Source organism: Corallococcus sp. EGB, from assembly GCF_019968905.1.
In the GTDB taxonomy this organism is placed as follows: Bacteria; Myxococcota; Myxococcia; order Myxococcales; family Myxococcaceae; genus Corallococcus.
Genome location: NZ_CP079946.1, coordinates 3,222,273 through 3,246,093, shown reverse-complemented (window position 1 = coordinate 3,246,093; position 23,821 = coordinate 3,222,273). Strand labels below are relative to the sequence as shown.

General features: G+C 69.6%; 9 protein-coding genes. 2 read left to right on the top strand and 7 right to left on the bottom strand.

Annotation, left to right across the window (positions count from 1 at the left end):
- Positions 1-56: 56 nt before the first annotated feature.
- Together ffh and KYK13_RS13860 are read left to right on the top strand one after the other, a co-directional pair.
- Positions 57-1,700 (top strand): signal recognition particle protein, encoded by a 1,644-nt coding sequence (gene ffh / locus KYK13_RS13865; protein WP_223644856.1) that lies wholly within the window; start codon positions 57-59, stop codon positions 1,698-1,700.
- 161 nt (positions 1,701-1,861) lie between these two features.
- Positions 1,862-3,976 (top strand): Ig-like domain-containing protein, encoded by a 2,115-nt coding sequence (locus tag KYK13_RS13860; protein WP_223644854.1) that lies wholly within the window; start codon positions 1,862-1,864, stop codon positions 3,974-3,976.
- Between the two features lie 242 nt (positions 3,977-4,218).
- On the opposite strand, the gene KYK13_RS13855 is transcribed toward KYK13_RS13860, so the two are convergent.
- The 7 genes from KYK13_RS13855 to KYK13_RS13825 form a co-directional block, all read right to left on the bottom strand.
- Positions 4,219-5,319: a TIGR04552 family protein gene (locus KYK13_RS13855; RefSeq protein ID WP_223644852.1), complete on the bottom strand. Its 1,101-nt coding sequence runs from the start codon at positions 5,317-5,319 to the stop codon at positions 4,219-4,221.
- Positions 5,320-5,420: 101 nt separating this feature from the next.
- Entirely contained in the window at positions 5,421-5,903 is a 483-nt protein-coding gene (locus tag KYK13_RS13850) for a toxin-antitoxin system YwqK family antitoxin (protein WP_223644850.1), read from the bottom strand.
- Between the two features lie 207 nt (positions 5,904-6,110).
- Entirely contained in the window at positions 6,111-7,022 is a 912-nt protein-coding gene (locus KYK13_RS13845; RefSeq protein WP_223644849.1) for a hypothetical protein, read from the bottom strand.
- A 233-nt stretch (positions 7,023-7,255) separates the two neighbouring features.
- Positions 7,256-9,418, bottom strand: coding sequence for an adventurous gliding motility protein GltJ (gltJ, locus tag KYK13_RS13840; protein ID WP_223644847.1), 2,163 nt, complete (start codon positions 9,416-9,418; stop codon positions 7,256-7,258).
- A 136-nt stretch (positions 9,419-9,554) separates the two neighbouring features.
- On the bottom strand, positions 9,555-21,830 hold the full coding sequence (locus KYK13_RS13835; protein WP_223644845.1) for a tetratricopeptide repeat protein: 12,276 nt from the start codon (positions 21,828-21,830) through the stop codon (positions 9,555-9,557).
- 107 nt (positions 21,831-21,937) lie between these two features.
- Complete coding sequence (locus tag KYK13_RS13830; protein WP_223644843.1) at positions 21,938-23,650, bottom strand: lipopolysaccharide assembly protein LapB; 1,713 nt, start codon at positions 23,648-23,650, stop codon at positions 21,938-21,940.
- Positions 23,617-23,814: a hypothetical protein gene (locus tag KYK13_RS13825; RefSeq protein WP_223646977.1), complete on the bottom strand. Its 198-nt coding sequence runs from the start codon at positions 23,812-23,814 to the stop codon at positions 23,617-23,619. The genes KYK13_RS13830 and KYK13_RS13825 overlap by 34 nt, the downstream gene beginning before the upstream one ends.
- Positions 23,815-23,821 lie beyond the last annotated feature (7 nt).

The following is a 23,821-nucleotide window of genomic DNA, read 5'->3' as shown; positions in this document are numbered from 1 at the left end:
GGCCGGGGCTTCCGTGGACGTCGCATCCGGCGGGCCGCTGTTATAAAGCGCCCCCCATGCTTGAGACCGTCACCAAGGGCTTCCGGGCCGCCAAGAACCGCCTCGCCGGCAAGAGCGAACTCACCCCCGAGCTGGTGGACGAGTCGCTGCGAGACATCCGCGTCTCCCTGCTGGAGGCCGACGTCGCCTTCGACGTGGTGAAGAAGTTCGTCGCCCGCGTCCGCGAGAAGGCCGTGGGCGAGGTCGTGCAGACGTCCGTCACGGATGCAGCGGGCCAGAAGCGCAAGGTCAGCGCGATGGACCACTTCATCAAGATCTGCCACGACGAGCTGGAGGCCCTGATGGGCCCGGTGGACACGAGCCTCCACCTGAAGCCCAAGGGCCAGCTGTCCGGCATCATGATGGTGGGCCTCCAGGGCTCCGGTAAGACGACGACCACGGGCAAGCTCGCCAGCCGGCTCCTCGCGGAAGGGCGCAAGCCGCTGCTGGTCGCGGCGGACATCTACCGCCCGGCCGCCGTGGATCAGCTCAAGGTCCTGGGCGAGCGGCTGAAGGTCCCCGTCTACCACGAACCCGGCGTGCAGCCGCCCGAGCTGGCGAAGCGGGGCTATGCGGCCGCGCGCGAGCAGAAGTGCGACGTGGTGCTCATCGACACGGCGGGCCGGCTCGCCATCGACGAGACGCTGATGACGGAGCTGGAGGCCATCAAGTCCAACGTGCAGCCGGACACCATCCTGCTGGTGTGCGACGCGATGATCGGCCAGGACTCGGTGCGCACGGCGGCCGAGTTCGACCGGCGTCTGACGCTGGACGGCTTCATCCTGACGAAGCTGGACGGTGATGCGCGCGGCGGCGCGGCGCTGTCCATCAAGGAAGTGACGGGCAAGCCCATCAAGTTCCTCGGCATGGGCGAGTCGATGGACAAGCTGGAGGAGTTCCGTCCGGAGGGCCTCGCGGGCCGCATCCTGGGCTTCGGCGACATCGTCGGCCTGATGAAGGACTTCGAGAAGGTCGTCGACGAGAAGAAGGCCGAGGACGACGCGCGCAAGCTGCTCTCCGGCCAGTTCTCGATGAAGGACTTCGTCGAGCAGATCCGCATGGTCCGCAAGATGGGCCCGCTGAAGGACCTGCTGGAGAAGTTCCCCCTCTTCGGCGACCTCACCGAGCACCTGAACCCGGACGAGAAGGAGCTCACGAAGATCGAGGCGATGTACGACTCGATGACGCAGAAGGAGCGCCTGCGTCCGGACATCATCAACGCCAGCCGCATCAACCGCATCTCCAAGGGCAGTGGCCGCAAGCCGGAGGAGGTGCGCGAGCTCTTGCAGAAGTTCGGGATGATGCAGCAGGTGATGGGCACCATCGGCCAGAACCCGGGCCTGTTGGGTCGCATCCCCGGCTTCAAGCAGTTGGGGCAGCTGAGCCAGATGAAGAACATGGACCTGGGCAGCATGCTGGGGAAGGACCCGAAGGCGCTGGAGAAGGCCATGGCGGGGATGGGAGGCATGGGGGGCATGCCCATGCAGCTGCCGCAGATTGCCCCGGGCTACACGCCGCCCATGGGCCAGGCCGCGATGGCCAAGGCCCGCCTGATGGGCTACGCGCCCCCGTCCGTGAGCAAGCCGGACGACCGCGACGCCATCAAGGAGCGGCGCAAGAAGGAGAAGGAGAACAAGAAGAAGAACCGCAAGAAGAAGTAGGCCCAAGGCCTCCGCGGTGAATCCCCTGCCCGCGCGTCCCCACCCGAAGCCCGGGGGCGGCGGGCAGACGTGTTTCCGGACGCCCATCCTGTTTCGTGGACGGGCATGGCAGTGTTCTCGCTCGGGACCAGCCCGGTCCCGACCTTGCAGAACACGCCCCCATGCCCCACCTGAAACACCTGTTGCTGTTGAGCTGCATCGGCCTGAGCCCCGCATGCATTGACGTTCCCCCCATCGAGAACCCGCCCAAGGAGAACCCGGCGGACCCCGATGCGGACTTCACTTTCACGGCGGCACCTGTCCAGGAGCAGGTCCTCCCGGGAGGAACCCTGGATTGCAACGTCCAACTTGCGTGGACGGACACCACCGGTGGAGCCATCACCTGGAGCCTGATGTCCCCGCCCGCGGGCATCGAGCTCCAGGCGTCCACCCTGCCCAAGGGAGAGACGCGCGCGACCCTGAGCATCCGCGTTGGAACGAGCACCGCACCCGGCCCCTACACGCTGACGCTCCAGGCCAAGAGTGGCACGGTCACGAAGCAGGCCACGCTGACGGTGACGGTCGGCAAGCCCGGAGACCTGGTGGTGAACTGGGTCGTGCCCACGCCCGGGAAGGCCTACACGCGAGGCCCACTGCTCCTCCAGTTCACCGTGGAAGGGGGCACGGCAGACAACGTGGAGATCCTGAAGGACACCACGGTGCTCGTGAAGCCCACGGGGAACCCCTATTCGTTCACCTGGGACACCACCCACGAGGCGGAGGGCACGTACCAGCTGTCAGTTCGCGCGACCCGCGGCGGAGCCGTCTTCACCAGTGCGCCCAGGACGGTCATTGTGGACCGGACCGCGCCCACCGTGGCGTCCTTCCTACCGGCCAAGGACGCAGCGACGGTGGGCGTCCATGACGCCATCCAGGTCACCTTCAGTGAACCCATGAACCCGCTCTCCGTGACGGAGGCGGCGGTGGGACTCAAGACGGGGACCGGGGATGCCATCCCGAAGTCCGTGGCGCTTTCTGCTGACGGCAGGACGCTGACCGTGACGCCGCTGAGCGCGCTGACCGCGCCCAGCACGGTTCAGGTCGACCTCACCGCCACCACAAGTGCTCTGACGGATCTAGCGGGGAACGCAGCGACGACTCCTCTAACCTGGTCCTTCTCAGTCCCCACCTGGCTCCCCGTTGGTGGAGCTCTCAGCGCCGTTGAAGGAAAGACCTCAGCGGAAGACGTCATATTGAAGATGGATCGAAACGATCAGCCCGTACTCGCATGGGTGGAATCAGACGGGTTGAACAAGAATGTCTATGTGGCCCGATGGACGGGTTCGACATGGTCCATGCTGGGCACTGGCTTGAGTGGATTGGCAGGAGCTGGAACCGATGCCGTAAAGCCCACCCTGACAATTTCTCCCCAGAACCAGCCTGTCGTCGCATGGACAGAGAAGTCCGGAAACGGGCGAGAGCAAATCCTCTTCCTCCGTCAGTGGACAGGAGACGCCTGGGCCGTGCTTCCATCAGCACCCCTTACGACAGGCAGCACGCAATACCCATCCAGTCCATCACTGGCCTTTGACACCAATGGAAACCTGTTCCTTCACGTCTGTGAGTCTTCCGACAACAACGGACTCGTTCAAGGCTTTTCGCTCCCACCGTCTGGTTCAGCATGGGCGGATCTCCATCCGGCACAACCGAGCACTCACTACCATGCCGCGTCGATTTCCGTTGCAGCGTCCGGAAACAACTTCTTCACCGCATACTCCACCTACGACGACACCACGAGCTTACGCTCCATCGCCGTCCTTCCAAACAATGGAGCCCCGTTGGGAGGAATAACTCTTGGAGCCAAGGCGTACACTCCATCGGTGGCCGTGGATGCATCTCTGCAGCCTTGGGTCGCGTGGGCTCAGAGCGATACGGCTGAACCCAACACAGATGGTCAGATCTATTGGTCGCGTTGGAATGGAAGCACCTGGACCTCTCCACTGAATATCAGCGTCAACTCAACGGGCAACAGTCGTCCGAGCTTCGCCCTTGGCACTGGCGCCCCCCACATTCTTGTCTGGAGTGGCGTAATCAATACCGAGCGGAGCATCTTCGTCAGTCAGTGGGTCGGCGACTCCTGGCAGACGCTTGACCCTCAGTTGAATGCTCTGGCGGCGCAAAACACCCCTGCCTTCAGTCCATCCGTGGCCATGAACTCAGCGGCCCAGCCGTTCATTGCCTGGATTGAAGCAGATGCCAACGCAGCAAGCATTTACACTGTTCGAATCAACCGCTAATCAACAGGCGTCCCCCAAGCAGTGGCTCAGGCCTTCGCCAATGAGGGCCTGCGCCACCTGCAATCACCGTACTCTTCGTGCTGGATGGACCAACAGGTCGAACGTAAACAGAGCGGGCCAGCAATTCACCAACTCTAGCGGACTTGACGGAAGCCCAGTGGATATATGGGAAACCGTCAGACAGTGCGCCATTACTCACGCGTCACTAATATTTTTGCCTGGGTGCTTTTACGATTGATTGGCTACCCATGTCGCTTAGGCACGACCAATCCACGGCTCAAGCGACTGAGGACACGTCGTTTTTGACGTCGTTTGTAGCTTTCGTGAGCGTTGTCACCCAGCTCATTTCTGCGAGCTGTTTCCTCGTCCGCGATCTGGAATTCGACAAGCGCGAATGTGACTCGCCCCTTCCGGGGGCGGGTGTCGCTCTCAGGCGGAGGCAGATAGGGGTCCATGCGCAGCGGAAGGTCCACGACGAAGTTGAGGACCCGGTAGGAATCCCCAGAGAAGGCGTTCCCCGTCCGGTCCTCACGGTCCTCGAAGTCCCGGTCCAGGTGGAGTTGGGGGATGAACTGCTCGAAGTGAGGATTCTCCTCCAGGAGTCCCTTGAACGGCAGTAGCGAGTTCTCCGTCTGTCCCGGGACGACGAAGTTGAAGGGGAACAGACGCTGCGTCAGAAAGTAAAGGACCGGCAACAGATCCTCCCGCTTGCGGGTGATGACGCGAAACCGAGTGCGGTCGTAGACCTGCGCCGCCACTGTCTCCTTCTTCGCTATCAGCTTCGTGATCAAAGAGTCCCGCGTCTTGATGGAGTGGGCGAACTCCACGATGGGCAAGCCCATCTCCTTCATCTCACGAGCAACGCCCAGCACCTTCTCCGTGACCATCTCCGCCAGCTCCGCCTCCGAGGCGGCGAGCCGGAAGAGGAGATCTCGCCCTTCGATGTGCTGGATGACGTGCATCACCTTCAGCACGATGCAGGCAATCCGCCGGTAGCGGGCAAGGCCCTTCGCCCCTGAAGCGAAGAGGAAGAGGTCATGGAGTTCTTCCGGCTGTGCCACCGCGTCCGCGACCCGGTAGTCGAAGGTCTTGCGCAGGTACTCCACGGCATCAGCGAGCACCATCCGGGCCCAGGCATCGTCGTAGGGCCGCGACACGTCCAACTGGCAGAGGCGCAGGAACCGGTCCACCTCGTCCCGCGTCTGGAAGTGCATGCGCCGCCAGTCGATGACCGAGCCACCTCTCAGGATGAGCCGGATACGCTCAAGTTCACGCAGTCCCATCTGCGGCACCGTGCAGACAGGGACAGCGGAGAGGACTGGAACGAGAGAGGGGGCCTTCACAGAGTTGTTCCTATCTGGCTGGAGACCCGAGGGAAAGCCCCGCAATGGAAAGGGCCCCGGCCTGGAAGCAGGCTGGGGCCCTCCTGACCACGTCCGCCTGCCTACTTGGCGGCGACTTCCTTGCCGTTCTCGAAGCGGCTTTCACGGACGACATTGCCGTCCTCGCTCAGCTCCTGGACCGTGCCGTCCCGGAAGCCCTTCTGGTACTGCTCGACCATCTTCGGCTTGCCATTGGCGAAGAACTGAACGCGGGTGCCGTGATAGTCGCCTTCGGCGAAGTCCGTCTCGCCGGTCTTGACCCCGTTCGCGTCCCAGAATGTCCAGTGACCCGAGCGGAATCCGTTCAGGAACTGTCCTTCCGACTGCTTCTGCCCGTTGGGCCAGTAGTCCACGTAGGCGCCGTGGATGACTGGCTCGCCCGCCTTCTGATTCGCCTTCACGCAATAGACAGCCTCATCCCTACCCGCCTTGCCCTTCTGGGAGGACCCCGCTGGGCAGGACAACTGCCCTTCCGCTGCGAGGCTCGTTGCGGAAAAAGCCAGCATGGACGCGATGAGAAGTTGGGGAGCCTGCTTCAGAAACATGGATGCTTCCTTTCCTTGCAAGACGGCGAGGGGCCTCTTCAAGGCCGCCACCCTCAAGAACGCATAAGCACTCGGCAAATTCATCCGTGATTCCTCGCGAGCGCCACTCACCGGCAGCATGTTCCGCATCTAAAGAGAAAGCCCCGTCCCAACCCAATGGGACGAGGCTAGACATCTTGAACTGGGCCTACAGCAGCCCCTGGGGCTCTACTTCGACAGCTGGCTGCAGATCTCGTTGCCGCCGGTGAAGTACAGGCCCAGCGAGATGGTGGAGATGCTGCCAGGGCAGAAGTTCATGATGAGCGTCGCGCTCTTGCCGTCCGAGGACGGAGTGTAGCCAGAGGGGCGAATCAGGGACGCACCGTCCTGCTGGTTCCCGTTCACCGTCACGTAGAAGAGGCCCTGGAGGTTGGACTTCTGCGGAGGGAAGGTGCCCGCCGTCTGAGCATAGGCCTTGACCTCAGCCCGAAGGGTGTCGCCGGAAGAGCAGAACGCCGGAGAAACGACGTCAGCACCCCAGGTCAGCTTGGTGATGCTGTAGATGATCGGCCCGGTAGAGCTGCTGACGTTCCAGACGGGCGCCTTGCCACCCTTCGCAGGATTGAAGTTGTCGCAGGAAGGCGCCGGCACCGCGGTGCACTTGTTCGCGCTGCAGAAGCTCCCGTACGCGCAGGTCGCCTGGCCCTCGCCCGTGCAGGTCGTCGCGGCCGGGCTGCACACGCCCGTGGCGGTGTTGCAGGTGTTGCCGGAGCCGCAGTCCGCGTCCTTGGTGCAGCCCGCGGGGGTGGAGCCGGGCTCCTCGCAGCGCTTGGAGACGGTGCCGCAGACCAGGTCCGTGGAGCTGCCCGAGTTGCACAGCTGGTTGGTCTGGCACTGGCAGACCTTCTGCGTCTTGCTCGAACCGGCCAGCACGGCGCAGTTCTTCTCGGTGTCAGGGCAGTCCGAGCCGCTCTCGCAGGTGTCCATGCACACGCCAGCGGACGTGTTGCAGAAATTGGAGGAACAGTCGGTGTCCGACGTACAGGTCTCCGTCGTCGTCTTGTCATCGCCACAGGCCGTGAGCGCCAGGCTCATCGAGCTCAACGCGGCGAGCATCACCATCATCTTGCGCAGCTGCATTCGGAACTTCCTCCTGAAGGTTACGTCGCCCGGTGCCTCCGGCCACGTGACTCCAGACACCGGGTTTGAAGTCGAGCGGCTTTAGTCCTCTCGCTCCAGACGTGTCAACGAGTGTTGACCGACCTTACAACGGCTCACCCGGGGGGATATTCACTGTTCACGAAAGCGCACAATCCGGTTGCACGACAGAATGACATCGCCGTCATACATGACGGCGATGTCATCCCGAGCGCTCAGAACGTGAACGGGAAGTCGATGGGGTCGCCCTGCTTCTGGTGCTTCGGGAACGACCAGCTCTTGATGAGCCCCGTGATGCACGTGGCCATGTAGCTCGAGCGGAACTCATCCGTGCGGCATGACACGTTCGTCGTCTTGCCACTCGTCTGGACGGTCCAGCGCATCACCAGCTTGCCGCTCAGCGACGGATCCTTCTGCTTCTGCTCGTTCACGCACTTCACGATGGCAGGCTTGTTGTTCAGCACCACCTGCATGATGTCCGACTGCTGCAGGCGCTCAGGCGTGCCGCCGCCCGGCTCCGGCGGGATGTAGGCCGTCGCCGTCGGCTTGCTCGCCGGCTTCGCGGGCGCCTTCTTCGTGCCGAACAGCTCGTCGAAGTCGTCATCCCCGCCGTTGGAGTTGGAGCTCGACGAAGAAGCCGATGAAGCGGAGGGCTTCGACACGGTGATCGCGTCGCCCTCGTCGTCATCCCGCTGGGAGCCTCGGCCTCCGCTGGCGCCCGACTTGCGATGGTTGCGCGGCTCCACTCGCGCCACCGCCGTCCCCAGGTTGGAAGCCGCGGAAGCAGGCTTCACCTCCGCCACGGGCGGAGGAGGAGTGGAGGCCGGAGCCGTTGCCACTGCAGGCGCGGCAACAGGAGGCGTTCCCCCTGCCGCGGCCGGAGTGCCAGCGGCGGTCGGCGTCCCCGCGGCAGCCGTCGCGGTGCCTTCCACAGGAGACGTCCCCGCGGGCGGAGGCGGCGTCGCCGCGGGCTGCACCGCTGCGGTGGGAGGCGGCGTCTGCACCGCCGCGGGAGGCGGCGGCATGGGCGGAATCTCCACCTTGGGCGTCGGCGCGGCCGCGGCCTGGACCGGCGGCTCCGCGGGGCGCTCGGACGAATTGCCGCGCGCGACGAAGACGACCGCCGCGCCCGCCATCACCAGCACGCCCGCCGTCACCGCGACCATCATCCCCATGCGGCCCTTGCCGCCCGCCGGTGCCGCCGCGGGAGGGGGATAGGCCGCCGGATACCCTGGAGGCGGATAGCCCTGCGGCTGCTGTCCGTACGGCATCTGCGCCTGCGGCGGCGCATAGGCCACGGGCTGCTGCGGCGCGTACTGCTGCGGGACCGGCTGCTGCGGCGCGTAGCCCTGCGGCTGCTGCGGCGCGTAGGCCGTGGGCGCGGCCATCGCCGGCGCTGCGGCGGCCATCATGGCCCCGGGCATCGCCGGCGAGGACACCGGCTCCGGCGGCGGCATGGGCACGTCCAGGAGGCGTGACTGCGACAACGGCTCGCGCTCCAGCGACGGCGCCGGACGCGGCGGCGGCTTGGTGAGGGCGTCGTTCTCCTCCTTCACCAGCGAGGCCAGCACGCTCGCGGCCGAGGGCTTCCAGCCCACCGGCTCATCCGGTGCCGCGGAGTTTCCACCCGAGCCCGGACGGGAGCTGCCCGCGCTGAAGGCGGACTCCACTGGACCAGCGGGCAGCGTGGGCGACGACGTGGTCACCGGCGCGGGCGCGACAATGACCGGCTTGGCCGGACGCGGCGCCAGCACCGACGCCAGCTCCGCCGTCTCCGACAGGGGAATCCAGTCGCTGAAGCCCGAACGCCAGCAGAGGTTGTCCGGGCCCACCTCGCCGCGGTCCCAGGCATCCTTGACCTTCTCCACCGTCCAGGGGCCCACCTGCTTCTCGTCGATGGCGACGTACCACTCGTGTTGCGCGGCGGCGGCCTTCTCTTCCGGTGATGGCTCCGCGGCCTCGGCCTCGGCGAGCTTGCGCACGGCCTCCGCCTTCGCGGCCTTGGCCTCCGCCTCCGCTTCCGCGGCCTTGAGCTTCTGCGAGCCCGTGCTCAGGACCTGGTCGAAGACCGCGCCAATCTCATCCTCTTCCACGTCCGTGAAGAGGCCGCCCTCCGGCGGTGTGCCCAGCGAGGCAGGCATCCCGTTGCCGGTGGGCTCCACGATGCGCGGCGCGTTCGCGTTCGCCTCCGCGGTGCTGCCCTTGGTCTCCGTGGACGCGGTGGCTTCCGCCCCGCCCTCCTTCGCCGCGGTTGCCCCGGCGGGCCTCACCAGGATGGTGTGACCACACTTCTTGCAACGCAGCTTGACCCCCTTCGGGCCAACCTTGTCGTCGCTGATCATGTACTGCGCGCGGCAGCTGTCGCAGACGAAACGCATCGTTCCCGCAAGCCTCAGAAATGACGGGCGAAATCCCGTCGGAATCGTAGAAGTGGCCACAGGCGGAGATCAAGGACACCGGCCTTGAACGCCCGCCTGCTTTCAACGCCTGAACCCTCGCGGCGGTCTGAGGGTCCTACTTTCGTACCTGGACCTCGACGTGTGTGCCAACGGCCACACGCAGCTCGTGCAGATCCTCGGAGGTGGCGAAGACCAGCAGCTCCCTCAGCTTGGTGCGCGGGGCGACGCGGAAGGCGGACCCCGTTTCTCCCTGCACCATGCGGCGCACCGGCTCCATCTCTCCCGCCGCGAAGAGGCCCGCGCGCGACGCCGTGAGCTCCGCTCCCTCCAACCACGTGCGCACATCCTGCGGCGTCGCCGTGGGCAGATAGGCCCTCGCCACCTTCGCCAGGGCGGCCCGGTCCGGCTCGCTCAGGCTCTTCTGGAGCAGCTGCCGCTCCACGTCCACCAGCCGCGGATCCACCGTGTAGCGCACATTGCCCACCACCAGGCTGAGCGCGGCCTGCACCACGGCCTCCAACCGCTCGGGCGCGACGCGCTGGCTGAACGCCAGCTCCGGACGCGCGAGCGCCAGGGTGCGGCCCAGGAGGTAGTACACCTCTTTTTGCCCCTGCTCCGCGAAGTACTTGCCGCCCACACGCACGCACGCGGGATGCGTCTGGAGCAGATCCACGTTCACGAGCGGCTCGGGGGCCGGCTCGTTGGAGCGCTTGGCCAGCCGCTCACGCGTGGCCACGAGGAAGGGCGAGTACAGCTCCACCGCCTCCATGCCGAAGAGCCGCGCGACGTAGCGGTAGTGGTTGACGTGGTACTCCTGCGCCGTCGCCACGTCGATGCGGTGGCGCTTGGGCACCAGCTGGTACTGCGGGAAGGGCACCGAGTACAGGTGTCCCGCCTTCTCGAAGAGCAGGCCCAGGAGCTCTGACAGCGGGCCGCGCACCTTCGGGTGGAAGAGCGCGGTCTGCCACAGCCGGTCCGTCAGCGGACGCTGCGCCAGTTCCTTCTTCTTCGCGTAGGGCCCCAGCTTGGTGAGGATCTCCTGCTCGTCCTCACCCGCCTCGCCCAGCAGGCCCGACACCGCCTGCGCGGCGAGCCACGCTGCGTCGTAGTCCTTGCGCACCGCCGACAGCCGCACCAGGTGGCCCACCACCTTGCGCGCGTTCTCCGTGTTGGGCAACGCGCGGCGCAGCGCCACGATGGCCTCTTCCTCGCGGCCCGGCATCTGGCCCGCGACGTCGGCGAACGTCTCCTGGATGGAGGCGTCGTCCGGCAGGCCCTTCGCAGCGACGCCGTAGGCGGCCACCGCGCCTTCCGGATGCTTGAGCACCTGGAGGTACAGGTCGCCCAGCGCGCGCCAGAGCGTCATGCGCGCCGGATGCGTGTCCGGCGTCTTGGGCAGACGCGCGAGCATGCGCGTGTAGTTCTCCTCCAGCGTCTTCCATTGGCGCGCGCCGCCGAGCATCGCCTCCAGTGCGCTGAAGGCCTCCACGAAGCGGTGATCCAGGTCGAGCGCGGCGTTGAAGGCCTGCGTCGCGCCCTCCACGTCCTTCAGCTCGTCGCGGCGGATCTCCCCCAGCGCGAACCACACCCGCTTGGCCTTGTGCGGCTCCAGACCGAGCGCGGGCAGCGCCAGCATGCGGCCCAGCACGTCCGCGGCCTTCTGGCCCTGACGCGTCTCGCGCAGCAGGCGGTAGAGCGCGTCCATCACCTCGGGCGCGTCCGGCTGCGTCTTGAGCGCGCCGGTGAACGCGTCGATGGCCATGTACGGGTCGTGCAGCGCGTCTCGCGCGATGCGGCCCAGCTCCAGGTAGACCTTGACCTTGGCCTCGCCCTCCAGGCTGTTGACGAGCTCCTGGCGCAGCTCCGCGGACTTCTCGTAGTTGCCCGCCTTGTCCATCAGCGTGACGAGCGCGCGCAGCGTCGGCTCGTGCTGCGGGTCGATGGCGAGCGCCTTCTCGAAGTGGTTCTGCGCGCGGTCCGTCTGGCCGAGCGCGGCGTGCACGTCACCCAGCTGCCAGTAGACCTCCACGACCTCCAGGTCCGTCAGCTCCTCGCGGTGGTGGATGAGGATGGTCTGGAAGACCTTGAGCGCGTCCTCGTACCGCTTCGCCTGCACCAGCAGGTTGCCGTAGCCCTCGAGCGCGGGCAGGTACGTGGCGTCCAGGCCGTAGGCCTTCTCGTACGAGGACAGGGCCTTGTCGCGGCGGCCCATCTTCTCCGTCACGTAGCCCAGCCGGTAGAGCTGGCGGCAGAGGTCCTGCGCGATGGCGGCGTCCTTCTCCGCCATGGCCTTCTCCGCCATCTTGCGCGTGACGATGTCCAGCATCCGCTCCGCGGACGACCAGTCCTCACGCGCGATGTATACGTCCGCCAGCGGGCGCGCCGCCTCCAGGCTGTCCGGGATGTGCTTGAGCGTCTCCTCCCAGTAGGGCGTGGCCGTCTCGCGGTCCTCGCGCGTCTCCGCGTGGTAGCGCGCGACGTCCAGCAGGGCGCGGCCCTTGGCGGCCGGGTCCTCCGTCTGCTGCGCTTCCTGCAAGAGCGTCTGCTCGTAGCCGCCCCAGTCCTTCTCCTGCTCCTGGATGCCCTTGAGGGCGCGGATGGTGGGCAGGTGGCCCGGGTCGATGGCGAGCGCCTGCTGGTAGGCGTTCCTCGCGCTCGCCATGTCCGCGAGCATGTCCTCGTTGATCTTCCCCAGGCGGTGCCACAGCTCCACCGCCTTGGGGTCGCTGCCCACGACCTGGGCTTCCTTCTGGAGCATCTCCAGCGCGAAGGGCCAGTTGCCGCTGCGCTCGTAGAGGTTGCCCAGGGCGTGCAGCGCCGGACGGGACTCGGGGTCCGTGGCGAGCGCCGCGTGGTAGCTGTTCACCGCGCGGTCCACGGCCTTCAGGTTCTGGTACTGGACGTTGCCGATCTCCACGTACAGCTCCGCCTGCTCCTGCGGGCTGGTGGCGAGCGCGAGCTGCCGCTCGTACGCGAGGATGAGGTCCTCCCACCGCGACTGCGCGCGGCGCAGGCGGATGAGGGACTTGATGGCCGGCACGTTCTGGGGGTCGATGGAGAGGACGCCCTCGATGCACGCGTCCGCGTTGGCCGGGTTCTGGTACGTGTCCTCCCAGATGGTCGCGCTGCGGAAGAGGACGCGGACCTTCTCGCGGTAGTCCTGCGACAGCTCCAGCATGCGCTCGTAGATGGCGAGCAGGTCCGCCGGCTGATCCAACCGCGTGTGCAGCCGCTCCAGCGCCTCCAGCGCCTCGCGGTTGAACGGATCGAACTCCAGCGCCATGCGGTTCGCGGACACCGCGGACTCGTCGTCCTTGAGGTCGCGCTCGTAGACCGTCGCCACCTCGACCTGGATGCGAGCGCGCTGCTCGTTGCTCGCCGACAGGTCCCGCGCGCGAAGCAGCGTGGTGGCCACGTCGCGGTACGCGTTGCCGCGCCGGTAGAGGGTCGTGAGGACGCCGAGCGTCTCCAGATCCGGCTCCAGCTCCAGCGCGCGCAGGAGGGCGCTGGCGGCCTCGGTGGGGTCGTCCAGCGTCTCGTCCCAGACGCGGGCGATCTCCTTGAGGATGCCCTTGCGCGCCTCGATGGAGCCCGCCGCCTCCAGCTTCTGCTCCAGCGCGACGACGTACTCGCGGTCGCGGCCGCGCCGCTGGAACACCGCCGCCAGCCCGTCCAGCGCGGTGGCGTTGGTGGGATCGAACTCCAGGATCTTCCGGAACGCGGCTTCCGCCGCCTGCGGATCATCCAGCCGCGTGTCATGGATGCGCGCGAGCGTGGCGTAGATGCGCTCCGCGAGTGGGCCGCGCGGCAACTCGTCCGCGACCTCTTCGTAGACCGCCGCCAGCTCCTCGTGGCTGCCCGTCTCGTCCGCGAGGCGCTCGACCTCCTCGCGCAGCGCGTCCTCGGCCGCGTCCAGTTGCAGCGCGCGGCACAGCGCCAGGAAGGCCACGTCCTTCTGGCCCAGGCGCTCCTCCTGCACCCGGGCGATCTCCCGCAGCGCCGCCATCTTCTCCTCGTCGGTGACGAGGTGGGGCATGTAGCGGTCCATCACCGTGGCGTAGGCGCGCCAGTCGTTGTTCGTGCGGTACAGCCCGCACACGCGCTCGTAGGCAGTGCGGTTGGCTGGGTCGATCTCCAGCACCTTCTCCAGCGCGCCGGCGGACAGCTCGGGCTTGCCGCCCTGCCCTTCCCACAGGTCCGCGACCGCGAAGTACGCGGCGATGGCCGGGTCGCGCTCCTCGGACGCCAGGTGCACCTGGACCTTGAGCTCCAGGGCGCGCACGGCGTCGTTCCACGCGCGCAGCGACACGGACAGCGCATACACGCGCTCCAGGTCGGCTACGACGTGCGGCTCCACCTCCAGCGCGCGGCGGGCCGCGTCCAGCGACTCCTCGCGCCGGCCCATACCCGCGAGCACCTCCGCCATTCGCAGGCGCAGCGCCTTCACGCCGTCGCTGCTGTCCTGCAGCGGGATGAGGCGACGCAGGATGCCGACCAACTCCTCGCGCTGCCCCGTCTCGTCGTACAGCTCGCGCAGGGTGTCCAGCACGACGCGGTGACGCGCGTCGCGGTCCAGCGCGGCCTTGAAGTAGGGCACCGCCGCTTCCGGCTGCTTGAGCAGGCGGTACACCACGCGGCCCAGGCGCTCGTTGAGGCGCACCACCTCACGCGGATCCAGCGTGATGGCCAGCCGGCCCTCGAGCATCTCGCGCAGGTCCTGCGGACGGCCCGCACGCTCGTACAGCGACTCCAGCGCGGAGAAGACCTGCTCGTTGCGCGGGTTCTTCGCCAGCAGCTCGCGGTACAGCTCGATGGAGCGGCCCAGGTCGGACAGCCCCTCGGCGGACACCTGCGCCATCTTGCCGAGGACGCGGTCGCGCTCGCTGCCGGTGACCTTGTCCGCCTGGAGCTTCAGGATGGCGTAGAGCTTTTCGGACGCGCCCGCGCCCTCGTAGATGCCCTCCAGGAGCCTCGCCGAGGCGAGGTGCGACGGATCCAGCGCGAGGATGGCCTCGTAGGCACCCGCGGCGCGATCCGGGCTGTCCATCCGCTCCTGGTAGAGCTGCCCCAGGCGGAAGAGGAAGCCGATCTTGTCCGCGGGCTGCGTCGCGCCGGTGGCCAACGCCTCCAGCACGCCGGCCAGCTCCGGCCACGCCTCCAGGTGCAGGTAGAGGCGGTCCAACGCCACGAGCGAGGCGTGCTGCACGGACGCGTGCAGCGTGCGCGCGCGCTCGAAGTAGGACACCGCGCGGTCCGGATCGCGCAGGCGTGTCTCCAGCACCTGGCCCAGCTTGAGGCACACCTGCGCCGCGTCGGCGGCCTCGGCGATGCGCGGCAGCGCCTCCTCGTAGAGCACCACCAGTTCGTCGTAGCTGCCCGCGACGTCGGTGGCGTTCTCCAGGCGGCGGCGGACCTCGCTGTCGTTCGGGTCCTCCTTGAAGCCGCGGTAGAGCGCGAGGAAGGCCAGCTCGCCCTCGCCCTGCGTCTCGCGCAGCGTGGCCAGCTCGCCGAGCAGTTGCTTGCGCTCGATGGCGTCCGGCGACACGCCCACGCGCGTTTCAATCAGCTGCGCCAGCCGCGTGACGTCGCCGCTCGCGCGGAAGGCGCGCAGCAGCGTCTCCACCGCGAGCAGGTTCTGCGGCTCGCGCGCGACAATGGCCTCCATGCGGCCCACCGCGCCCGGGTGGTTGGGCTGCACGGACAGCACCTCGCCGAAGAGCGATAGAGCGCCCACCTTGTCGAGCAGCTTGGACTCGCGCACCGTCGCGAGGCGGAACTTCAGCTCAAGGCCCTCCTCCGGCGGCATCAGCGCGATGCGCCGCGCGAGGACGTCCGCGAGCTCCGGCCAACGCTCCTGCTTCTGGCAGAGGGCGTCCATCCGCGCGAGCGCCACCGCGTCGTCCGGCTGCAGCTCCAGGAGCCGCCGGAACGTGGCCAGCGCGCCCAGCGGGTCCTTGAGCTGCTCCTCTTGCAGCGCGCCAATCTGGTGGAGCACCGCCGCGCGACGCGCCGGCTCCTCCGACAGCGCGAGCTGACGGCGCAGCACCTCCAGCAGCTCCGTAGGACGGCCCTGGGACGCCACCAGCCGCGCGGTGCCGTCCAGCGCCTCGGTGTCCGTGGGCTTGAGCTCCAGCACGCGCTTCCACGACTGGAGCGCTTCCGCCGGCTCGCCCAGGTCCACCTGCATCCGGGCGAGCGCGCGGTACAGCTCCGCGCGGGCCACGTCGCTGGCCTTGGGGGCCACCTCGGTCAGCACCGCGCACAGCTCCTCCGGTGCCTCCGCCTTGTCCACCAGTTGGATGCACAGCTCCAGCGAGCGCGGGTCCTCCGGCAGCTCGCGCAGCGCGCGCGTGGCGGAGAGGAACCCCATCTCCGCGTTCTCCAACGACGTGGCGTAGATCTCCGCGATGCGGCGCAGGAGCGCGGCCCGCTCCTGCGGCACGGCCTCCGCGGAGACGCGTGACTCCAGCATCTCCACCTGCTTCAGGTGGTTGCCCACCGACGCGAAGATGGGCTCCAGGGCGCTCGCCGCCGCACCACGCAGCGGGCTCTCCGAACGCGCCAGCTCCTCCAGCGCTCCCACCGCGCCCGGGTGTCCAGCGCGCCGCGCGAGCACCGCCTGGTACAGCTCCAGCGCGCCGCGCGGATCATCCAGGCGCGACACCTTCAGCCGGCCCAGGCGCACGCGCAGGTCGGACGCCTCTTCCTGCGCGTCGCGCGCGTCCGCCATCTGGATTTCGCGCTCGACATGCTGCGCGAGCTCCGCCCAGCGCTCCATGTCCGCGAGCACGCGGCCCAGGAGCTTCAGCGCGTTGGCGTTCTCCGGACGGCGCTCCAGGACCTCCCGGTACGCCTGCGCCGCCAGCGACTTGTCCGCCAGCGTCTCCTCGGCCAGGTGCGCCAGTTCGAAGAGCAGGTTGATCTGCGACGACGGATTCTGCTCCGCCGCCACCTGCCGGCGCATGACGAGCGCCAGCTCCCGGTGCGCGCCCGTGCGGCGATGCACGCGGGCGATGGCCTCCAGCACCGGCTTGTTCATCGGGTCGCGCCGGCTCACCTGCTCCAGCGCGCGCACCGCCAGGTCGTAGCGCTTCAGGCGGTTGTCGTAGATGGCCGCCAGCCGCCGCCACAGGTCGCCCGCGAGGGGCTCCGCGGGGTCGCGCTCCAGTTGGTCTTCGTAGGCCGCCGCGACCTCCTCGAACGAGCCCGAGTCCGCCGCGAGCCGCTCCAGGTCGTCGCGCACGCTGGCTTCCGCGGGCAGTTCGTTGAACGCGCGCAGGCGCGCGACGAAGGCCAGCGACGTCTGACCCAGGCCCTCGCGCAGGACCGCGATCTCCTGCAGCCGCTCCAGGCGCTTCTCCGGCGGAACGCCCGGCAGCAGCACCTCCAGCACATCCACCAGCTTCCGCGTGTCGTTGAGGCCGCGGTAGACCGGCTCCAGCAACCGCGCCGCCTCCAGGCGGGGGCCGTCGTGCGCGAGCAGGCGCTCCAGGCCCGACACCACCTGGCCGTCGCCCGGCGACAGCTCCAGCAGCCGGCGGTACACCGGCAGCGCCTCGGTGGGGCCGACCTCCTTCTCCAGCAACTGCGCGCGGCGCAGCAGGTACGCCCGGCGCCCGGGCTCGTCCGGCGCGAGCTCCGCGAGCTGATCCAACACGTCCGCCTGCTCCACGAAGTGGCGCGTCTTCGCGTACAGCTTGTCGAGCGCCAGCAGGCCTTCCGGCACCTTGCGGATCGCCAGCGCGGAGCGCAGCACCTCGATGGCCTTCGCGTCCTCACCCGCGCTCGCGTAGGCCTCGCCGGCCTTGAGCAGCAGGCCCAGCCGCGTCTCCGGGTCGGTGGAGAGCTGCGCCTGGCGGGCGTAGACCTCCGACAGGCTCTTGGCGTTCTGGCCCTTCTCGTAGAGCCGGGACAGCGCCTCCAGCGCCTGACGGTCCTGCGGCGCGTCCGCCAGCAGGTTCTTCCAGAGGCGCGTGGCCTCCTCCGGCTGGTCCAGGCTCTCACGCAGCTCCGCCGCGCGGCGCAGCAGGTCCAGCGTCGCCGGGTCTCCCGCGGTGAGCTCCACCGCGGCGCTCTCGTAGATCTCCGCCAGCACCTCGTGACTGCCCGTCTCGCGGGCCAGCCGCTCCAGGTCCGGACGCACGCCTTCGCGGTCCAGGTCGTTGGCGAATGCCTTCACCGCCGCCATGAACGCGAGCGACGGCTGCTGCATGTCGCGCTCGTAGATGCGGCGGACCTCTCCGGCGAGGATGATCTTCTCCACCGTGAGCGCGGACTCCATCCGCGTCTCGCGCAGCGCGACGCGGCGGGCGTGGTCGCCCACCTGCGCGAGCACCTTGTCCAGCACCTCCAGCGCGGCGCCGCTCATGGGCACCGCCGCCTTCACCCAGGCCTCCAGCGCGGCCCTCGCGCCCGGATGGCCGGGGTCCTCGGTGAGGATGCGCTTGTAGAGGCCCAGCGCCGCGTTGGGGTCGTCCAGCACCGTGCGCAGCAGCTCCGCCAGACGGAAGGACACCTCACGCCCCTGCGGGCTCTGGCCCTCCTGGTTGCGCCGCAGCGTGAGCGTCCACGCCAGGTCCTTGGGACGGCTGAGGTCCGTGTAGAGGCGGTCCAACGCGGTCGCGGCCTCGCGCTGCGCCGGGTCGCGCTCCGCGATGGCGCGCCACGCGGCCGCCGCGCTCTCCTTGTCGGTGAGCTTCGCCTCGTGCAGCAGCGCGGCCTCGCGCAGGCACACGAGCTGATCCGCGGGCTCCTGGATGGCCGCCGCAAGCTTCTCCAGCACCTCCGCCAGCGCCGCCCACTCCTCGCCCGCACGGTGCAACCGCTGCAGCGCCCGCAGGCTGTCCAGGTTGCCCGGCTCCAGCTCCAGGAGCGAGCGCAGCGCCTTCACCGCGCCGGGCCGGTCGTCGAGCTTCTTCTCCTGCACCTCCGCCAGCTCGCGCAGCAGCGCCGCGCGCGCGGGGCCGACGTCGCCCTCCTCCGTCAGCTCGGAGAGGATCTCCGCGAAGCTGTCGAGCGAGTCCGCGTCCTCCGCGGCCTGACGCGCGGCGGCCCGCAGGCCCGCGTCCGCAGGCGCCAGACGCATGGCCCGCGCGAGCGACGCGAACGCCAGCTCCGGCTGCCGCAGGTGCGCCAGGTGGACCTGCGCCGCGTGACGCAGCGCCTGCACCCGTCCGGCATCGTCGCGGGCGACCTCCGCGAGGACATCCAGCGTCGCCACCAGCTTGCGGTGTTCCTTCGTGCGCTCGTACGCCGGAACCAGCGCGCGCGCCGCCGCCTCGCGCGAGGGGCCCGAGGCCAGCATCGCCTCCAGCGCCGAGAGCGCGTCCGGATCCGACGGACGCTGCCGCAAGAGGTCCGCGTAGCTCTGCACCGCCTCCGCGCTGCCGTCCTGCGAGCCCTGCAGCAGCTGCGCGCGGCGCAGCTTCAGCCGCGACACGTGGTCCGCGTCACCGGCCGTCTCCGCCAGGCCGATCATCCGCGCCAGGGTGTCCCCCAGCTCGCGCTGCATGCCGGCCTTCTCGTAGAGCTCCGCCAGGCGCGGCAGGTGCCGGCCCTCCTCGCCGCCATGCGTGATGGCGGCCTGGAGCGCTTCGGCGGCCTGCTGCGGACGGCCCAGCTCCACGTTCAGGTCCACGAGCCGCAGGAGCAGCTCCAACCGCTCCGGCCCGCGCGTGGCGTGGATGCGCTTGCGCAGCAGCGTCTCCGCGTCCGCCGAGCGGCCCGCGCGCCCGTATAGACGCACGAGGCGCTGGAGCACCTGCGGCGACTCGGGCGAGCGAGACAGCGCGGCCTCCAGCGCCGTGATGGCCTCCGCCGCCATCCCGCCCTCCTCCGCCAGCGACGACGCCTCGGAGAGCAGCTGCACGGCGAGAGTCGGGTCCTCGGACTCGGTGGCGAGCGTGCGAAGCACCCGGCCCAGCTCCGCGTGCGCGGACAGGTCGCGCGCCAGGCGCGCCGTCTCCGCGCGTCCCGCTTCGTCCCTGGGCTCCTCGCGCACCATGCGCAGCCGCGTGTCGAAGGCGGCGCGGCTGTCCGCGAGCTGCTTCTCGTGGATGCCGGCCAGCACCGTCAGCAGCCGCTTGCGCGTGGGCGCGTCCGTCGTGGAGTCCAGCTGCTGCTGGAGCGCCGCCACCTGCCGCTGGTGATCGCCCGTGCGGCCGTAGTGGTTCGCCAGCGCCTCGGTCAGCGCGGCCGTACGCACGCCTCCAGCCGCCAGACGCTCCAGGCCGCCCACCACCACGCCCGTGGACACGTTCTCCGCCAGCAGCGCGAGGAATAGATCCGCCGCGTCCTCCTGACGGTTCAGCCGCTCCGCGTACAACTTCGCCTGCCGCGCGGTCCACTCGTTGCGCTCGAGCTGCGTCTCGGAGAGCGTCGCGAGCTTCCCCGCCAGCGCCGCCGCCTCCTCGAACTTCGACAGCGCCACACACAGCGACTGGAGGCGCTGCACCGCCTGGGCGTCCTCGGGCGCCAGCTGCACCCACTGGCGCACGTACGGCTCCAGCTCCACGGGCGAGGCACCTGCCGCCTCGCGCCGAGCGATGTCCGTCTCCAGCCGCGTCTTCGGATCATCCGCCAGCGCGGCGGCGGCCTGCAGCGCCTTCACCGCCTCGCTCGCCGCGGTGTCTCCCGGAGCGCGCGAGAGCACCTCGCGCCACGCGGCCTCCGCCCGCACGGGGTCCGCCAGCGGGCCCTGGAGCAGCTGTGCCAGGTGCCGCCACAGCGCCACCGCCACGGCAGGAGGCGTGGCCCCCTGCGCCGCACGAAGCAGCGCATTCGCCAGCGCCGGCTGCGCGTTGGCCTTCTCCGCGTGCTCCACCACCGTGTTGAGCAGGAGCGGCCGTCCCGGCTCCAGCTCCAGCGCGCGCGCCAGCACCTCGAAGGCGCCCTTCGCGTTCTCCTGCTCCTCGAACATCAGCGCCAGCGCTTCGCAGAACGCCACGCGCTCCGCGCGCGGACGCGGGGCGAGCATGGCCAGCTCCAGGAGCGGCAACACCTCGTCCAGCTTCTCGTCCTCGGCCAACAGGCGCGACAACTGGAAGGCCGCGAGCGCGTTGGTCGGCTCCAGCTTGAGCGCCGCTTCCAGATGCGCGCGCGCCGCCTCCGCGTCCTTCAGCTGCTGCATGCACAGGTCCGCCAGGCGCAGCCGCAGGCTGGCCTGCTGCGCGCGGTCCTTCACCGTGCCCAGGTAGCGCTCCAGCGTGGCCACTGCGTCCGCATAGCGCTCCTGCCCCAGCATCAGCTCCGCGGCCAGGCTGGCCGCGTCCGCGCGCGACGCGTCCGCCGCCACGGCCTTCTCGAAGGCGGCCAGCGCTCCGGCCGCGTCATTCATCCGCCCCAGCTTCAGCGTGCCCACGCGCAGCCACAGGTCCACCTGCGCCGTGCGGTCGCGCGCCTCGCCCGCCATCGTCTCCAGCTGCGCGAGCGCCGGGCCGTAATCCCCCGCGCGCGCCGCCATCCGCTCGATGAGCGTGAGCGCCTCCGGCATGCCCGGCCACAGCAGGAAGCAGCGGTCCAACGCCTCCTTCACCTTGGCGGCGGACGCCGGGTCGTACCAGGCGAACAGCTTCGCCACGAGCAGCGACAGGCGCGCGGCGCTCTTGCGGTCGCGCTCCTCCAGCGACATGCCGCGCAGCATGCGGACCTTGTCGCGCCACACCTGCTCGAAGCGCTGCATCGCGCGGGTCGCCTTCTCCGCGCGCGCGTTCTGCGGATCCAACTCCCGCGCCACGTCCAGCACCTGCTGCGCCAGCGCGTGCTCGGTGGGGTCGTCCACCAGCCGCTCCGCGAGCGCGGCGTACTCCTCCGCCATGCCCGCGTCGCCCAGCGCGGCGCGCTCGCGCTGCAGCGCCTCGAACGCAGGCTGGAAGCGCTCTTCGGAAAGCAGCAGCTGGCGCACGCGCCGGAACGTCGCGCGATCCGGCTTCACCCGCGCCGCGCGCTGCAGGCACAGCACCGCGCGGTCGCGCCGGAAGAGCTTCTGCTCGTAGAGGTCCGCGGCCTTCAGGTAGTGGCCCGCGCTCTCCTCGCCCTGCGTCGCGGCGCCCAGCCGCTCCAGCACGTCCACCAGCGACGACGCGTCCTGGCGGATCTCATGCAGCCGCTTGAGACCGCGCAGCGCGGGCATCGGGTCCTTGGAGACCAGCAGCGCGCGCTTGAGCAGATCCTCCGCGCGCGGCGCGTTGCGCTGCCGCTCGTGGGCCAGCTCCGCCGCCCGGCACAGCAGGCGCGCGGCCTCCTCCGTGGGAACGTCCCGCGAGCGCCCCTCGTAGAGGCGGATCAGCTCCTCGACCCGGCCCGTCTTCTCCAGGGCCGCTTCGGTTTCAACGAAGGAGCGGTCATCGGTCACACGCAGCGTGGGACGCGCGGGGGTGGAAGGCTGTTCCATGAGGCTCGTTGGACAAAAGGGGGAATGAAACGAGGGCGCCAGCGGCCGGAGTGTACCGGCCGCGGGCGCCCCCGGGCAATCATGCAAAACCCGTCAAACGGCGGGAATTATTGGCTTTCTTGCCCGCCAGCCGAGGAAGCGTTTTCCGCCGACGGATCCGCGGACTCGTCGTCAGCGGCCTCCGGCTTGCTGCCCGCGGGGGGCGTCGCGGGGGCCTCGGGGAGGGCCTTCGCGCGCTCCAGGCCAGCGCTGTCGTTGAGCTGCGTGTAGAGGGCGATGGCCTTGTCACGCTGCTGCAGCTCCTCCGCGAGCTGCGCGGCGCGGGGCAGATGCTCCCCACCGAGCTTCTCGTAGAGGGGCAGCGCCTTGTCCTTGCGGCCTGCCTGCATCCACGTCTCCGCGGCGGCGGTGACGTCACCCAGCAGCTCCAGCCACCGGGCGCGGCCGGCGGGCTTCTGCTCCTGTTCGGCGCGGGCCAGCTCGCGCTTCGCGAGCTCCTTGGCCTCGTCCTCCAGGGTGAGCCGCTGCATGAAGTGGAACGCCTTCGGAGGAGGCAGGGGGCTCAGCACCTCCACCGCCTCGCGCCGCTGGCCCACGGCCACCAGCAGGGTCGCCGCGCCCAGACGGTCGCCGCGCTCCACCAGGGCCTTCACCTCCATGCCCCGGATGCGGTTGGCGCTGGCCATGTCCCGGGCGCGCTCGTACGCCTTGCGCGCCAGGGTCAGCTTGTTCGCGCGCTCGTACGCGAGGGCCGCCTGGTCGAACTGCCGCGCGCGCTCGTAGAGGCGGGCGACGTTCTCGAAGTCGGCCTTGGCGACGTAGTGCTCCATGAGCAGCTCGTACGCGCCGGCCTTCTCCAGCGTGGGGCCGATCTGCTCCGCGGGCAGCGTGCCCACCAGCCGGCGGGCCGCGTCGTTGTCCTGACCGGACAGCGCCGTGCGCAGCGCGCTCTTCAGGTCACCGCCCGCCTCGAACAGGCGGGTGGCGTCCGCGAAGCTGTTGTTGCGCTCGTGCAGACGGGCCGCGTCGCGCGTGCGGCCCATGCCCTCCAGCTGCGTCGCCTGCTCCTTCCAGTCGCCCGTCAGCTCCGGCATCGGCGCGCGCTCGGGGCGCTCCCCGCGCGGAGGACGCTCGCCACGCTCCGGACGGTCGCCCCGGGGAGGACGCTCGCGCCGCTCACCGGCCGCGCCGCGCTCCGGACGCTCGCCACGGGGAGGACGCTCACCGCGCTCACCCCGGTCCCGGCGCTCGCCGCGCTCCGGACGGTCGCCGCGCGGCGGACGCTCGGCGCGCTCCTCGCGAGCCGGGGCCGCGGGCTCCGGCGTCGGCTCACGGCCGCTCAGGGTGAAGGCCGCCTGGGAGCGGTCCGCGTCGCCCGCGGCGCGCCAGACGCGGCCCACCAGCGACATCACGTCCACCCAGCCGTCGTACTTCTCCTTCGCGGGGTCCACGGCCGGCTTCGCGGGGGCGGCCTCGGCGGGCGCGCCTCCTTCGGACGGAGCCGCACCCTCCGCCGGAGCAGCGCCTTCGGCGGCCGGGGCCTCCGCAGGCGCGGCTTCCGTGGAGGAACCTGCCTCCGGCGCCGCGGCTTCCGCGCCCGCTTCCGGCTGGGCCGGCTTGGGCTGACGCTGCACGCGCAGGAGCGTGGTGATGAGACGGCCACGCGTGTTGAGGTCCAGGTCCTCCAGCGACTTGAGGTTCATGGTCCGCAGCGAGCGGACGATGGACTCCAGCGGACCCTTCTCCGCCCCAAAGTCGTTCTTGGAGAGTGCCTTCTCCAGGACGCTCAGCTCGGCGATGACGCGCTGGCCAGGCCCCACCGGGCCCGCGTCGCGATCACGGCCACGGCCTTCACCCCGGCCGCGCCCTTCACCCCGGCCACCGCCAGGACCGCCACGACCGCCGAAGCCTCCCGGTCCGTCACGACGGGGCCCCTGGCCCGGCGCGCCCCCGTTCGGACCGCGCCCACCCGGACGAGATCCACCGCTTCC